The following is a 15,279-nucleotide window of genomic DNA, read 5'->3' as shown; positions in this document are numbered from 1 at the left end:
CCAGCGGCACAAAAGCAGTATTAGCTGAACATGACCTGTGCCCAGCGAGCCAACCCGGCCGTAACCGATCCAAAGTCATCGCCACCGGCAATGGGAATGCCCGGCAGTTGTTCTGACAGCGCTTTTTTGATCAGCGGAGAACGGGCGCTACCCCCGGTAAGATAAATTACATCCGGCTTCTCTTTACCGTTTTCCAGCGCCAACTGGACCTGCTCCAGAATGCGTTGTAGCGGTTGCGCCAGCGCGATTTCCAAACCGTGCCGGGAAATCTCGGTCGCCAGATCATCACCAATAAACGGCAAAGATACTGCGTGTTCTGGGCGATCTGAGAGGGCAATCTTACTCTCTTCTGCGCTACGTACGACGCGATAGCTCAGACGCTGACGCCAGACTTTATGCAGTAAAGCGACTTTGTCGCTCTCCTGGGCGTCGCGGACGAGATCGTTCAGGAAGCGACCATTGGCAGTGCTGTAAAAATCACTTTGTGCCGGTACGTCGTTGATGGCGATAGCATTCCACCACGGTAAAATAGGTAACGCGATGCCTTTTTCGGTTTGGCCGCCCATGCCGAGCAGTGGCATCAGGCTTTTGAATGCCAGGGCGATATCCAGATCGTTACCGCCTACGCGGCAACCGCTGTGCCCCAGCAGGCTATTTTCACGGTCACGACGATTGTGCCATTGCGGGCCCATCAGCAGCAGCGAGCAGTCTGTCGTACCACCACCGATATCGACCACCAGAACGCGTTTCTCTTCCGTCAGCGTGGCTTCAAAATCCAGCCCTGCCGCAACTGGCTCATACTGGAACACCACATCGCGGAAACCAGCACGATGAGCAGCACGCTCAAGGATCCCCTGAGCTTGCTGGTTTGCCTCATCGCCGCCTAAACCCTGAAAGTTAATTGGGCGTCCAATGACGGCCTGGGTGATGGTCTCTGAAACCTGCGTTTGTGCCTGATTGCGGATGTGCAGCATCATGGCGCACACCAGATCTTCAAACATGGCAACCTGTTGTGGCTTCAGGCCGCTAGCGCCCAGAAATGATTTGGGTGATTTTACAAAGTAGACTTCTTCTGGGTCGTCAATGTAATGCCCAAGAGAGGAGAGGCCAAATTGTACGCTGGATGGCGTAACGTCGATATCTTCATCGCGGTTAAAACTGACTGCGCGGCGCAACAACGCCTGCGTTTCCGCCGCAGTAGCGGGAACCTGATGGTGGCGGAACAGCCATTCGCTGACCGCCTCACGGGTTGGCGCGCAGAGCATCGATGGCAGCAGCGTGCTCTCTTTTTCCATTTTCAGGAGTTGCGGCTGTCCGTTTTGCATGATGGCAACTGAACAGTTAGCCGTACCGTAGTCAAATCCAATAAACACTTACAAGTCCCCATGCCAGTGAGAAGGGGCGAGACTTTAGCGAAATGTACGGTCTGCGACAACAGGAATATGAAAGCAAGGCGAAACAAGCGTATTCAGTTTATGCTGAGGGCGAACACAAAAGGAGCAATGATGTACACCCTGAACTGGCAACCCCCTTATGACTGGCAATGGATGTTGGGTTTTCTTGGCGCGCGTGCGGTTACGGGCGTAGAAACGGTCACTGACGCGTACTACGAACGTAGTTTCGCCTGTGATGGTCATCAGGGCGTGTTCCGCGTCACACCGGATGTTGATACCTGTACGCTTGTGGTGACCCTCAGCGAGGGTCTGATCCCGGTAGCGTCGACGTCCCTTGCCCGAATTGCGCGCTTATTTGATCTTGACTGCGACCCTCAGCAAATATCAGTGGCTCTGGGTAAACTGGGAGAGGCGCGTCCTGGATTACGTTTGCCGGGGGCGATGGACGCTTACGAGCAAGGTGCGCGGGCGATTCTGGGTCAACTGGTGAGTGTGGCGATGGCGGCAAAACTCGCGTCATGCGTCGTGTCCCTGTACGGTGAACCGGTCATGCATTTTCCGGAGTATATCTGTTTTCCCACGCCTGAGACGTTAGCGGCTGCGGACTCACTGGCCCTGAAGGGGCTGGGCATGCCGATTAAACGGGCGGAGTCTTTGATTCATCTTGCGCAGTCCGTTGTCGACGGAACCTTTCCGCTTTTCCCGCCGGCGGATATTGAAGGTGGAATGAAAGCATTGCAGCAGCGCCCGGGTATTGGACGCTGGACGGCTAATTACCTTGCCTTGCGCGGCTGGCAGGCAAAAGATGTGTTTTTGCCGGATGATTATTTGATTAAGCAGCGTTTCGCGGGCATGACGCCAGCCCAAATCCGCCGGTATGCCCAACGCTGGCAGCCTTGGCGTTCATACGCTCTGCTACACATCTGGTATACCGACGGCTGGACGCCTTTAATTGATGGCGAAATAGCTGGTGTTAAGCAGTAATTCGAGTGGTTGCGGTTCGGCAATGGTGTCGCCATAGATGAAATCGATGCCAATGCCAGATAATGTGTCCATCATCATCGGCTGATTACTCGGCCCGGCAATGGTCTTCATGCCCAGTCGCTGAGCGTGTCCCTGGATGATCGTGACCGTCATTTCATCCATCAGATTACCGTGGACGTTGGTGACGACCTCCGCATCCAGCATCAGATAATCGGCCATATGGGCGCTTAACTGGTTGAGGATGTTCATATCGCGCCCGACCTGACTGAGCACCACGCGGCAGCCAGCATGGCGCAGTTTCTGCAAGCCCTGATGTACGTTTTCGTCTGGATTATTCAGGACCTCAATCGAGATGACTAAATGCAGCAGACGTCCTGGCAGGGCGCCTTTCTCGAGCATGTCGAGCAGTTCATCGACCAGAGTGACACTCGATAACCCGGCTTCAGAGAGCGGCAGCGCCACACCCATTCCCTTGCTGGCAACCTGAGTGGCGTAAGCGCGGAAGAACTCACTGAAAATACGTCTGTCGAGTGCATGCAGCAGTTCAGATTCTGCCAGCCCGGAACGAAAAGCCTGCTCCTCCTGCACCTCACCCTGACTGGTCCACAGACGCAGTGAGATAAGCCAGAAATTACAGCTTTCAGGAATGCGCGGAGAGGCAACGCTGCGGGCAATCATCAGCAGGTGATTGTCTTTGATCATGTGCCACTGCTCATCCAGTGACATCATGCTGCGGGTACTGTGGATCCTTTCCTGCTGGGGTTCGTAAACGGTGACAATGCCGCGTCCATTATTTTTAGAGGCATAGCAGGCGATATCTGCCTGCGACATGACTTCGGCTGCCTGGTAATTATTCTCGTCAATCAGCGTGATACCCGCACTGGCGCCGATACGGTGCAGACGGCCTTCCCACATAAAATGATAATTGTTGATGGAATGAATCAGGCGACCCGCAATATAGCGTGCGCTTTCGACATTACAGTCAGGTAAAAGCAGCCCAAATTCGTCACCCCCCAGGCGAGCAAGTACATCGCTTGAACGTAGCATTGTTAGCATTAACGACGAAAGTTCGCGGAGCAGGGCATCACCTGCGGCGTGTCCTGCGGTGTCGTTGACGGCTTTGAAACGATCCAAATCGATAAACACCAGAGCATGGCGCTGGCGTGTCTCTTGCACCGTTTGCAGCAGGCGTTTTAGATGGTTTTCAAAACTCACGCGGTTTGCAAGATGGGTGAGGGCATCATGAGACGCGCTGTAGCTTAACTGGCGCAGCATTTTGCGCGATTCGGTGACATCCTGAATTACCAGCACGGAACCGATGTTTTGCCCATCAAGCGTACTGAGAGGCGTAATGCTGTAATGAATATCATAACTGCCACCACTACGGCAGTTAAGAACAACATCCTGTTCGATGTCAGAGCGAGACATATCGCCACTGTGAATGTTTTCCATCAGTGGGCCATTGTCACCAAAGGTAATATGTAACACCTTCAGGATGGGCTGCCCCATGGCTTCCGTTTGCACCCAGCCGCTCATTTTCTCCGCGACCGGGTTCATAAAGGTGACGTTCATGTCGATGTCTGTACACAGCACCGCCTCGCCGATGGAGTCGAGGGTAATGTGCAGCCGCTCTTTTTCCTGGAACAGCGCCTCGTTAAGCTGTTTAACCTCGGTCATGTCCATGTTAATGCCAAGGAGACGTTCAACTTCTCCCTGTTTGTTCAGAACCCGGTTTGCCAGGGAGCGAATATGGCGTACACCCTCTTTCACGCGAATACGGAACTCAAGCTTAAACGGTAGCCTCGCCATCAGCGAGTCACGGATCACCTTTTCGGCATGATCGCGATCTTCCGGCAGCATGGCTTCATGCCAGAGCTGCCATGTGGGTTTGATGTGCGGCGGAATTTCGTACAGCTCGAACATCCGTTTGTCCCAACTGATGATATCGGGCTCAAGGTCCCACTCCCAGATCCCAATACCACCGGCTTCGTTGGCAAGCGTAATACGCTCCATCAGACGCTTATTGACCCATTCGGTTTGTTTCAGGTCATTAATGTCTTCAATCTGGGCGATAAAATAGAGCGGTGTCCCGTCAGCGTGGCGGACTACTGATACGGCGAGAAGCGCCCAAACCACTTCTCCGCTGCGGTTGTAGTAACGCTTCTCCAGGGTGTAGGTGTTGATATCACCGTTAACTAACTGCTCCAGTTGCTCAAGGTCGGAGTTTAAATCCTCCGGCCAGGTGAGTTGCTGGAAGGTGAGAGATTGCAGTTCCGCCTGGCTGTAGCCGAGGAAATTACACAGCGCCTTGTTTGCCTGCAGCCATTGTCCCTCGATCCCCACCAGTGCCATGCCAATGGCGGAATACTCCATGGCATTACGAAAACGTTCTTCGCTCTCGGTGATATGCTTTCGTTCGGCCCTAAACGCATACATCACCATGGTCATGACGTTGGCGGGCAATAGCATCATCAGGAAAGGTAGCCAGGGGGCATTGAGCATTGCACCGGAGTTTTGGGTTGCCATTGGGATGGGGTTTTGCGCCATCATCAGGGAAACCATCATCACGGTGACTAAAAACACCAGAAAGGCTTCCATGCGAGGCAGGCGTACCGCGCTCCACATAAGCAAGACGATCACACAGGTAAACGGCCAGGGTAGCCAGGTAATTGCAACCCAACAAAGGGCAAGTGTTACTGCCATTGTCAGGAGGGTTTCCAGCAGTAACTGCGGGTTTCGATGACGCAGCAGGTAGTGTGGTTTAAACAGAAGGCCTAAGGGGACCAGTGCCAATGCGCCGATGGATTCCGAAAGCACCCAGACCAGAAAATTGCGAAGGGGTTCGGCTGTGGGAACCAGAAAATGAACCAGTATCCCCCCGATCAACGGAGGAATCAGAGCACTACCGAGAGCCAGCCGGATCCAGTCATTAAGATTCTGGAGCGGATTATACCAGGGAAGCAGTTTTCGTAGCATCACTGCGCCAATACAGGCCTCGACAACATTAATCAGGGTATAGACGAAACTGATCGCGTCCCAGGAAAAAAGCAGCCATGAGGCAGAAATATTACCTAAGGTGCAGGCCAGTGCGATACCGGGCCACATCTTTCCGGCGTGGCGATAAAACGCCACCATCATAATAGAGGTGGGGAACCATAAAGGCGCCAGGAGCGTTCCAAAGCGGGTCAGCTCCAGCGAGAATAAGGTAAAGATGAAGGTGACCAGGCCCAGACAGACAAGTCGCAGTAAAGGATGTGGGGTGGTAATCAAAACCCGCTGGTATTGTTTATTCATTACCGCTTTATCCAGGGTCGCCAGGCCGTCGGGAGCCAGGTCCGGACGAGTGAATTTACGAATTTGGTTTATGCTAGTACAAACAATTTACAATTCATATGCCGACTGCTGATAATTTGACATCATAGACTTATTAAATAGTTACTCTGCAAAAAATTCATGTTAAACGCTGAAAAAGTGGGCATTTAAATTTACCTAAGGGAAGGAAAAAACGCTTTTGATGCTCTCTCGCATTACCTGCGCATTCGACTGGTATCACGCCCCCGAAATCCCTATAATTGCCGCGTTTGACGCTACGGCGTCGTCCTTCCTTAACATCCAGGTTAATCAGGTCGCTAAATTTATGACTGATAAGTCTCATCAGTGCGTCATTATCGGCATTGCCGGCGCATCGGCTTCAGGTAAAAGTCTTATTGCCAGTACGCTTTATCGCGAACTGCGTGAACAAGTTGGTGATGAGCACATCGGTGTCATTCCCGAAGATAGCTATTACAAAGATCAATCGCATCTTTCGATGGAAGAGCGTGTTAAAACCAATTATGACCATCCGAATGCAATGGACCACAGCCTGTTGTTCCAGCATTTAGAAGCGCTCAAAAGCGGCAAAGCGGTCGAATTGCCTGTCTATAGCTATGTAGAACATACCCGCACAACAGAAACGGTCCGTATTGAGCCGAAAAAGGTCATTATTCTTGAGGGCATTCTGCTTCTTACCGACGCGCGACTGCGTGAATCGATGAACTTCTCCATTTTCGTCGATACGCCGCTGGATATCTGCCTGATGCGTCGCATCAAACGTGATGTCAACGAGCGCGGTCGTTCGATGGATTCCGTGATGGCCCAGTATCAAAAAACCGTCCGCCCAATGTTCCTGCAATTTATTGAACCGTCCAAACAATACGCCGATATTATCGTGCCTCGCGGAGGTAAAAACCGCATCGCCATTGATATCTTAAAAGCGAAAATCAGTCAGTTTTTTGAATAAATCGCGCGAATTGTGTACCGTTCAGAGATAACCTGGTTTGCCCTGAAGCTCTTCCGGCTTCAGGGATTGCTGCACGAAAGGAGAAAGTGCCATGCGTCTTTGTGATCAAGATATAGAAGCCTGGCTGGATGAGGGCCGTCTGTCGATTACGCCTCGTCCACCCGTTGAACGTATCAACGGCGTCACTGTTGATGTGCGTCTGGGGAATAAATTCCGTACTTTCAGCGGTCATACCGCACCATTTATCGATCTGAGTGGCCCGAAGGATGAGGTCAGTGCCGCGCTCGATCGCGTGATGAGTGATGAAATTGTCATCGCCGAGGGCGAAGCTTTCTATCTTCATCCCGGCGAGTTGGCACTGGCGGTAACGTTTGAATCAGTAACGTTGCCTGCGGATCTGGTCGGCTGGCTTGATGGCCGTTCGTCGCTTGCCCGTCTAGGCTTAATGGTCCATGTAACGGCTCACCGTATCGATCCTGGCTGGTCAGGTAAAATCGTGCTGGAATTTTTCAACGCTGGTAAATTACCGCTGGCCTTGCGTCCAGGGATGATGATTGGCGCGCTGAGCTTCGAGCCTCTTTCTGGCCCGGCGGCACGTCCTTATAATCGTCGTCAGGATGCAAAATACCGCGACCAGCAAGGTGCAGTCGCCAGCCGTATTGATAAAGACTGAGTTTACCCTTTAGGGTCGGTTCACTGAGGATGCCATGAGAAGAGTTCTGACAACGCTGATGATTTTGCTGGTGGTGCTGGTTGCTGGCCTTTCGGCGTTGGTTCTGCTGGTTAACCCGAATGATTTCCGCGCTTATATGGTGCGCCAGGTTGAGGCACGAAGCGGATATCAACTGAAGCTTGACGGTGCATTGCGCTGGCATGTCTGGCCACAACTCAGCATTCTTTCTGGCCGTATGTCATTAACTGCACCAGGGGCGTCGGCTCCGCTTGTGGCAGCAGATAATATGCGACTGGATGTCGCTCTTATCCCGCTATTTTCACATCAGTTACAGGTGCAACAGGTGATGCTGAAAGGGGCGGTGATTCAGCTTACACCGCAAACGGAAGCTGTTCGTAAAGCAGGTTCGCCAGTTGCGCCGCGCGAAAATACCTTGCCTGATGAACCGTCAGATACCGGCTGGTCGTTTGATATTGGCAGCCTGAAGGTCGCCGACAGCGTGCTGGTATTCCAGCATGAGGATGACGAGCAGGTTACGGTACGCAATATCAATCTGAAGATGGAACAGGATGCTCATCATCGTGCCACGATTGATTTCTCAGGCCGGGTAAACCGCGATCAGCGAGACCTGACGTTATCACTGAACGCGAATGTGAACGCCTCTGATTATCCGCATCAGTTGACGGCCGATATTCAGCAGCTTAACTGGCAACTGACGGGCGCTGACCTTCCTGTTCAGGGCATTACTGGTGAAGGTACGTTGCAGGCCGTGTGGCGTGAAGAGCAAAAACAGCTGGAACTGGATAATCTTAATCTGCAGGCCAACGACAGTGCGCTGAAAGGGCAGGCGAGTGTCTCTCTTGCCGATAAGCCGAAATGGGTCTTCAACCTGCAGTTTGATAAACTGAACCTGGAAAATCTGCTGGCCGCTGAAACGGTCAGTACTCCTGACAGTGCACCTTCTCAGTCAGGCCAGGTTGCAGTGAAACAGACGCGTCCGGTTATTTCATCAAATATTGAAAAGCCTGAATATAATGGTTTGCGCGGTTTTACCGCCGATATTTTACTGAAGGCGAATAGCGTGCGCTGGCGCGGTATTGATTTTACCGATGTCAGTAGCCAGATGTTCAACCACAATGGCCTGTTAGTGATCTCCGAGCTAAGCGGAAAAATGGGGGCCGGACACGTATCGCTGCCAGGCACACTGGATGTACGCACGTCTGCCGCCAGTGCTGAATTCCAGCCTCGCCTCGACAATGTTGAAATTGGCACAATCCTGAACGCGTTTAATTACCCTATTTCGATGACAGGCCAACTGACATTAGCAGGGGATTTCTCAGGAACGAAGATCGATGCTGAAGCCTTCCGCCGTGACTGGCAAGGGCAGGCACACGTTGAACTGACAGACACTCGTATGGAAGGGCTTAACTTCCAGCAACTGGTTCAGCAGGCCGTTGAGCGTAGCAGCAATGTCACCGCGAAAGAGAATTACGATAATGCAACCCGTCTGGACACCTTTACCAGTGATTTAACGCTGGATAGCGGACAGCTTTCACTGGATGGCATGCAAGGATCGTCCTCATTGCTTTCATTGACCGGTGTTGGGTCGCTTGACCTGGTGAAAGAGACCGCTGATACCCGCTTTAACGTGCGCGTGCTGGCTGGCTGGGAAGGCGAAAGTAAGTTGGTTGATTTCCTGAAAGAGACGCCGATTCCGCTGAATGTTTATGGTAAGTGGCAGGCGCTGAATTATAGCCTTCAGGTGGATCAGATTCTGCGTAAACATTTGCAGGATGAAGCGAAACGTCGGCTGAACGACTGGGCGGATCGCAATAAAGATTCGCAGAGTGGGAAGGATGTGAAGAAGCTTCTCAACAAGTTGTAATGGATAGCCCTCTCCCAAAGGGAGAGGGCTAAAACTAGACCTCGTAATCCAGTTCATCCTCTTCATGCAGTGGTATAAGCTGCACTTTCTGGACCCGATGGCTCTCTACCTGTAGCGTTTTTAACAGATAATCCCCCACCTGTACCTCTTCCCCTGGCTTTGGAATACGTTGCAGATTTTCCATCAGTAAACCCGCGATGGTGTGGTATTCACGTTTTTCATCCAGTGGTAGTGGAACATACTGCACCAAATCTTCAAGCGGCATATGACCATTAGCCGTCCATGAGCCGTCCGCATTTTTCTGGATATCATGGCGTGCATCGATCTCATCAACTTCGTTAGGAAGATTGCCCGCGATGGTTTCCATCACATCACTGAGCGTGACCAGCCCCTCGACTGAACCAAATTCATCCACTACAAAGGCGAAGTGGGTGCGCGCATTACGGAACTGCTCCAGCGCAGAGAGCAATTGTAACGTCTCGGGGAACACCAGGGGCTGGCGAACCAGCGCACGGAGATCGAGTGGCTCACCGCGAAGTTGCTGTTGCAGCAGGTCAATAACATGGACTACGCCAAGTAGATCGTCATCCTCTTCCCCCCCTGTGACGACCACGCGGGTATGCTGGTTTTTATCCAACAATGCGCGGATTTGCGACTCCGGTGCATTCAAATCAATATGCTCAATATCATGGCGTGACGTCATGATGCTGCTGACAGAGCGCTGGTTGAGGTTGAGTACACGCTCAATCATCAGCCGTTCCTGCGGGTTGAATATCTGGTTGTCATCGTGATCGGCGAGAAGGGAGGCTGATTCAGCGTCCAGCTCCGCGTCTTCTTTTTGTCCGCTAAGCAGTCGCATTACTGTGTCTGCGGTGCGTTGGCGCAAGCTTTGGTTTGCGGACAAGAAACGGCGTCGGTTGAAAATGGCAAGCTGGTTAAGCGACTCGATGATGACGGAGAAACCAATGGCAGCGTAGAGGTATCCCTTCGGTATATGGAAACCAAAACCGTCTGCCACCAGGCTAAAGCCAATCATCAGCAGGAAGCTGAGACACAAAATAACGATAGTGGGATGGCTATTCACAAAGCGAGTGAGCGCTTTGCTGGCCATGACCATCAACGTAATGGCGATAATAACCGCTGCCATCATTACCGCCAGATGGTCAACCATACCGACAGCAGTGATCACTGAATCGAGAGAAAATACAGCATCCAGAACCACAATTTGTGCGACGACGGGCCAAAACTTCGCCCCCCGGCGCTGAGTCGGATTTTCGCTGTCTTTCCCTTCCAGCCGCTCGTTAAGCTCTACTGTTGCTTTAAACAGCAGGAACAATCCTCCGAACAGCATGATCAGATCACGGGCGCTGAAGCTCAGGCTATGAAAGGTGATCAGCGGCTTGGTGAGGGTAACCAGCCAGGAAATAGAGGCCAGCAACAGCAAACGCATCCCCATCGCCAGCAGTAAGCCCGTGACGCGTGCGCGGTCGCGCTGCGAGGGGGGTAATTTTTCGGCGAGGATGGCAATAAAGACAAGATTATCAATACCGAGGACTAATTCGATAACGACCAGCGTAACCAGCCCGGCCCAGATTGATGGATCGGCAATCCATTCCATAGTAATAGCAATACCTTCTGTCATATGACCAATGTCACACTTCGATCATGGATAAAGCTGGCGAAAATTGCAATAACAGCATGAGATTTCTCTCAATAATGGTGGAAATAATATCGCTAGCGGAGAATAGATTTAATTCAATAAGGAGAATCTTTTTTTATTAAATATGCGTTAATTAAGAAATATCGCACTAAAAGTATTACCTGGCACAGATGTCAATATAAAGAAATTCTTAAAGTAGTGTGTGTGTTTCTAAACAAATTCTTAAAAAACCATATTCGCAACCCGCTTGCCTTGCCTGCTTTGGGGTTAGCTGTTACAACATTAATAGTATAAAACGTTAAATCTTCCATTACTAACCATCGTGCCGCTTTCGCGTTGTCATGTAATTTCGGCTGGGTGTTATGAATGCTTTCTCTATTTCAATAAAAACCAGCTTCACATGATTTCCTGTCATAACTAATTGTTTAGTCAGTACATTGGTAGCTGCAAGCCAAGGGCGGTAGCGTGCCTGAGTGTGTATTAATTGGTCTTGATTATTCTGTCAACAGCGAATGATTAAATAATGTTTTTTTAGGAGTGATGCCAGTTATATTTTTATTTGTTTAGCTGCATTCTTAATGCTGTTTTGATTCGCACGTATTTAAATTGCACGGGATAATTACTCTGCCAAAGTGATAAATAATCAATGATGAAATCCAAACTGAAGTTGATGCCATTATTGGTGTCTGTGATCTTGATGAGTGGTTGCACGGTTTTTCCCGGCAGCAATATGTCCACCATGGGCAAGGATGTGATCAAGCAGCAGGACGCTGATTTTGACCTTGATCGAATGGTGAATGTTTATCCACTGACCCCTCGCCTTGTGGAGCAGTTACGCCCACGACCAAACGTGGCACAACCAAATACTTCTCTGGACCAGGAGATTGCGTCTTATCAGTACCGCGTCGGGCCCGGTGATGTCATTAACGTCACAGTCTGGGATCACCCAGAATTGACTACACCAGCGGGGCAATATCGTAGCTCCAGTGATACCGGCAACTGGGTACAACCGGATGGCACAATGTTCTATCCCTACATCGGGAAAGTGCACGTCGTCGGGAAAACGCTGGCCGAAATTCGTAGTGATATTACCGGCCGCTTAGCGCAGTACATCGCTGACCCGCAGGTGGACGTTAATATCGCCGCGTTCCGTTCGCAAAAAGCCTACATCTCAGGTCAGGTCAACAAATCTGGTCAGCAGGCGATCAGCAACGTCCCACTGACGGTACTGGATGCTATCAATGCTGCAGGCGGTTTAACGGATGCTGCCGACTGGCGAAATGTTGTGCTGACCCACAACGGAAAAGAACAACGTATTTCGCTTCAGGCGTTGATGCAAAACGGCGATCTGAGCCAGAACCGACTGCTTTATCCTGGCGACATCCTGTATGTGCCACGCAATGATGATCTGAAAGTGTTCGTGATGGGCGAAGTGAAGAAACAGAGCACGCTCAAAATGGACTTCAGCGGTATGACGCTGACCGAAGCGCTGGGCAATGCAGAAGGTATCGATCTGACCTCCTCTAATGCCAGTGGGATCTTCGTTATCCGTCCGCTGAAAGGTGAGGGCAGTGCGAAAGGTAAAATTGCCAATATCTACCAGCTGGATATGTCGGATGCGACCTCGCTGGTTATGGCTACTGAGTTCCGCCTTCAGCCTTACGATGTGGTGTATGTGACGACCGCGCCTGTTGCTCGCTGGAATCGCCTGATCAACCAGTTGCTGCCAACCATCAGTGGCGTTCGCTACATGACGGATACGGCGCGCGACATTCACACCTGGTAATCCGCAATGTTTAACAAAATTCTGGTGGTATGCGTGGGGAACATTTGCCGTTCCCCTACGGCCGAGCGGCTGCTGAGAAGCTATCAACCCGCGATTACGGTCGACTCAGCTGGGCTTGGGGCACTTGTGGGTAAAGGGGCTGATGAGCGCGCGAAAAGTGTCGCAGCCTCACATGATGTTTCACTTGATGGACATTGTGCACGCCAGGTCTCCGGGCGTATGTGTCGAGAGTATGACCTGATCCTCGCGATGGAAAAACGCCACATTCACGCGCTGTGCGACATTGCGCCTGAAATGCGCGGCAAAGTGATGCTGTTTGGTCACTGGGATAATGAACGCGAAATTCCCGATCCGTATCGCAAGAGCCGTGAGGCATTTGAGGCGGTATACACCTTACTTGACCAGTCTGCCCGTCAGTGGGCGCAGGCACTGAACGTTCAGCAGGGATAACAATGACAGAAAAAACAAAACCTTCTGCCGCCCAGATTTCGGGCAGTGATGAAATTGATATTGGTCGTCTGGTCGGCACGATCATTGAAGCCAAATGGTGGGTGCTGGGGATAACGACGGTTTTTGCTGCAGCGGCAATCGTCTACACCCTGTTTGCTACACCTATCTACAGCGCCGATGCGCTGGTCCAGATTGAACAAAATACGGGGAATTCGCTGGTACAGGATATCGGCTCAGCGTTATCGAATAAGCCTCCGGCGTCGGATGCAGAAATTCAGTTGATTCAGTCCCGGATGGTGTTGGGTAAGACGGTTGACGATCTTGACCTCGATATTGCCGTAACGAAAGACACCTTCCCGATTTTTGGCGCGGGATGGGATCGGTTGACGGGACGCCATAATGACACGGTAAAAGTCACCACCTTTGTGCTGCCAAAAGGAACCGCGGAAGACACCTTCACGCTGACGGTTCTGGGGCCGAAGCATTATCAGCTGACCAGCGATGCGGGCTTTAGCGCCAGGGGAGAAGTGGGGCAGCTATTGAATAAAAATGGCGTCAGCATGATGGTGAGTGCTATCCAGGCTGAACAAGGTAGCGAGTTTACCGTCACCAAATTCTCAACGCTTGGGATGATTAACAATCTGCAAAATAACCTTACCGTCACGGAAAACGGTAAAGACACCGGCGTGTTGAGCCTCAGTTTTACCGGGGAGGATAAGGATAATATTCGTAACATCCTCAACAGTATCACCCGCAATTATCTTGAGCAGAACGTCGCCCGTAAATCGGAAGAAGCGGCGAAAAGTCTGGCCTTCCTCGCCAGACAACTGCCAGAAGTGCGCGAGCGTCTTGATGTGGCTGAGAACAAACTCAACGCCTATCGCCAGACAAAGGACTCAGTTGATCTGCCGCTGGAAGCGAAGTCCGTCCTCGATTCTATGGTCAATATCGATGCCCAGTTAAATGAGCTGACCTTCAAAGAAGCGGAGATCTCCAAGCTTTACACTAAACGCCACCCGGCATATCGCACGCTGCTGGAAAAGCGCCAGGCGCTGGAAGATGAAAAGTCAAAGCTGAACAACCGTGTGACGGCGATGCCGGAAACGCAGCAAGAGATTGTGCGATTGACTCGTGATGTGGAGTCGGGTCAGCAGGTCTATATGCAACTGCTGAACAAGCAGCAAGAGCTGAAAATCACCGAGGCCAGTACGGTAGGTGATGTGCGTATCGTTGATTCTGCAATTACCCAGTCTGGGGTACTCAAACCCAAAAAAGCGCTGATCATTCTGGGTAGCATTATTCTTGGTCTGATGCTTTCGATTGTTGGCGTGCTTCTGCGCTCACTGTTTAACCGGGGGATTGAGAGCCCGCAGGTGCTGGAAGAAAACGGTATCAACGTTTATGCCAGTATTCCGCTGTCCGAATGGCAGAAGTCACGCGATAGCGTCAAAACGGTTAACGGGGTTAAACGCTACAAACAGAGTCAACTGCTGGCGATCGGGAATCCGACTGACCTGGCGATCGAAGCCGTGCGTAGTCTGCGTACCAGTCTGCATTTTGCCATGATGCAGGCCAAAAATAATGTGTTGATGCTCACCGGTGTCAGCCCATCCATTGGTAAGACCTTTGTCTGTGCCAACCTGGCGGCGGTTGTTAGCCAGACCAATAAACGTGTGTTGCTGATCGACTGCGATATGCGTAAGGGCTATACCCATGAGTTGCTCGGTACAGACAACACGAATGGTTTGTCTGAGCTTTTGCTCGGCAAAGGGGAGATAGGCCAGTACGCCAAACCCACCTCTATTCCCAACTTTGATCTCGTTCCTCGTGGGCAGATCCCGCCTAATCCGTCCGAACTACTGATGAGCGAGCGCTTTAGCCAACTGGTGACGTGGGCAAGTGAACACTATGACCTGGTATTGATCGATACTCCGCCGATCCTGGCCGTGACCGATGCCGCGATTGTTGGCCGTCATGCAGGGACGACGCTGATGGTTGCTCGTTACGCCGTAAACACGGTGAAAGAAGTGGAAACCAGTCTGAGCCGCTTTGAACAGAACGGTATCGAGGTGAAAGGGGTGATCCTGAACTCTATCTTCCGTCGTGCGGCCGGTTATGAGGACTACGGGTATTACGAATACAGATACAAGTCTGACAATCATTAATCG

The 15,279-nt window shown here is 51.4% G+C and carries 10 protein-coding genes; 7 read left to right on the top strand and 3 right to left on the bottom strand.

The annotated features are described in order from the left end of the window. Positions 1-20: 20 nt before the first annotated feature. Positions 21-1,373 carry a molecular chaperone gene (gene yegD, locus HV346_RS14910; RefSeq protein WP_181620077.1) on the bottom strand — a complete coding sequence of 451 codons (1,353 nt, stop codon included), beginning with the start codon at positions 1,371-1,373 and terminating at the stop codon, positions 21-23. 132 nt (positions 1,374-1,505) lie between these two features. Between yegD and alkA the strand changes: the two genes are divergently transcribed. Beyond that, positions 1,506-2,378: a DNA-3-methyladenine glycosylase 2 gene (alkA, locus tag HV346_RS14905; protein WP_181623803.1), complete on the top strand. Its 873-nt coding sequence runs from the start codon at positions 1,506-1,508 to the stop codon at positions 2,376-2,378. On the opposite strand, the gene HV346_RS14900 is transcribed toward alkA, so the two are convergent. Then, the gene (locus tag HV346_RS14900; protein WP_181620076.1) at positions 2,343-5,672 is read right to left on the bottom strand and encodes a diguanylate cyclase; all 3,330 of its coding nucleotides are present in this window, start codon (positions 5,670-5,672) and stop codon (positions 2,343-2,345) included. The genes alkA and HV346_RS14900 overlap by 36 nt on opposite strands. 343 nt (positions 5,673-6,015) lie before the next feature. Between HV346_RS14900 and udk the strand changes: the two genes are divergently transcribed. The 3 genes from udk to asmA all read left to right on the top strand — a co-directional run bounded on the left by udk (position 6,016) and on the right by asmA (position 9,215). Continuing rightward, positions 6,016-6,657, top strand: coding sequence for a uridine kinase (gene udk, locus HV346_RS14895; RefSeq protein ID WP_181623802.1), 642 nt, complete (start codon positions 6,016-6,018; stop codon positions 6,655-6,657). A gap of 91 nt (positions 6,658-6,748) precedes the next feature. After that, positions 6,749-7,330 (top strand): dCTP deaminase, encoded by a 582-nt coding sequence (gene dcd / locus HV346_RS14890; RefSeq protein ID WP_181620075.1) that lies wholly within the window; start codon positions 6,749-6,751, stop codon positions 7,328-7,330. A 34-nt stretch (positions 7,331-7,364) separates the two neighbouring features. Beyond that, positions 7,365-9,215 (top strand): outer membrane assembly protein AsmA, encoded by a 1,851-nt coding sequence (gene asmA / locus HV346_RS14885; RefSeq protein ID WP_181620074.1) that lies wholly within the window; start codon positions 7,365-7,367, stop codon positions 9,213-9,215. A 34-nt stretch (positions 9,216-9,249) separates the two neighbouring features. Here the strand turns inward: asmA and HV346_RS14880 are convergent, their stop codons facing one another. Then, positions 9,250-10,833 carry a TerC family protein gene (locus HV346_RS14880; protein WP_181623801.1) on the bottom strand — a complete coding sequence of 528 codons (1,584 nt, stop codon included), beginning with the start codon at positions 10,831-10,833 and terminating at the stop codon, positions 9,250-9,252. A 688-nt stretch (positions 10,834-11,521) separates the two neighbouring features. Between HV346_RS14880 and HV346_RS14875 the strand changes: the two genes are divergently transcribed. Genes HV346_RS14875 through wzc form a run of 3 tightly spaced genes read left to right on the top strand, consistent with a single transcriptional unit; the run spans position 11,522 to position 15,276 of the window. Then, positions 11,522-12,661, top strand: a complete 1,140-nt coding sequence (locus tag HV346_RS14875) for a polysaccharide export protein (protein WP_181620073.1) — start codon at positions 11,522-11,524, stop codon at positions 12,659-12,661. 6 nt (positions 12,662-12,667) lie between these two features. Then, positions 12,668-13,111, top strand: coding sequence for a low molecular weight protein-tyrosine-phosphatase Wzb (gene wzb, locus HV346_RS14870; protein ID WP_181620072.1), 444 nt, complete (start codon positions 12,668-12,670; stop codon positions 13,109-13,111). A 2-nt stretch (positions 13,112-13,113) separates the two neighbouring features. Further along, entirely contained in the window at positions 13,114-15,276 is a 2,163-nt protein-coding gene (gene wzc / locus HV346_RS14865; protein WP_181620071.1) for a tyrosine-protein kinase Wzc, read from the top strand. Positions 15,277-15,279 lie beyond the last annotated feature (3 nt).

The organism is Enterobacter sp. RHBSTW-00994, from assembly GCF_013782625.1.
Lineage (GTDB): Bacteria > Pseudomonadota > Gammaproteobacteria > Enterobacterales > Enterobacteriaceae > Enterobacter.
This window is presented reverse-complemented; position numbering and strand designations above follow the sequence as displayed.

What these genes read in the sequence shown, in the direction of transcription:
- udk (WP_181623802.1), top strand. Translation starts at nt 6,016, where the DNA reads ATGACTGATAAGTCTCATCAGTGCGTCATTATCGGCATTGCCGGCGCA.
- asmA (WP_181620074.1), top strand. Translation starts at nt 7,365, where the DNA reads ATGAGAAGAGTTCTGACAACGCTGATGATTTTGCTGGTGGTGCTGGTT.
- wzc (WP_181620071.1), top strand. Translation starts at nt 13,114, where the DNA reads ATGACAGAAAAAACAAAACCTTCTGCCGCCCAGATTTCGGGCAGTGAT.
- HV346_RS14875 (WP_181620073.1), top strand. Translation starts at nt 11,522, where the DNA reads ATGATGAAATCCAAACTGAAGTTGATGCCATTATTGGTGTCTGTGATC.
- dcd (WP_181620075.1), top strand. Translation starts at nt 6,749, where the DNA reads ATGCGTCTTTGTGATCAAGATATAGAAGCCTGGCTGGATGAGGGCCGT.
- HV346_RS14880 (WP_181623801.1), bottom strand. Translation starts at nt 10,833, where the DNA reads ATGGAATGGATTGCCGATCCATCAATCTGGGCCGGGCTGGTTACGCTG.
- alkA (WP_181623803.1), top strand. Translation starts at nt 1,506, where the DNA reads ATGTACACCCTGAACTGGCAACCCCCTTATGACTGGCAATGGATGTTG.
- HV346_RS14900 (WP_181620076.1), bottom strand. Translation starts at nt 5,672, where the DNA reads ATGAATAAACAATACCAGCGGGTTTTGATTACCACCCCACATCCTTTA.
- wzb (WP_181620072.1), top strand. Translation starts at nt 12,668, where the DNA reads ATGTTTAACAAAATTCTGGTGGTATGCGTGGGGAACATTTGCCGTTCC.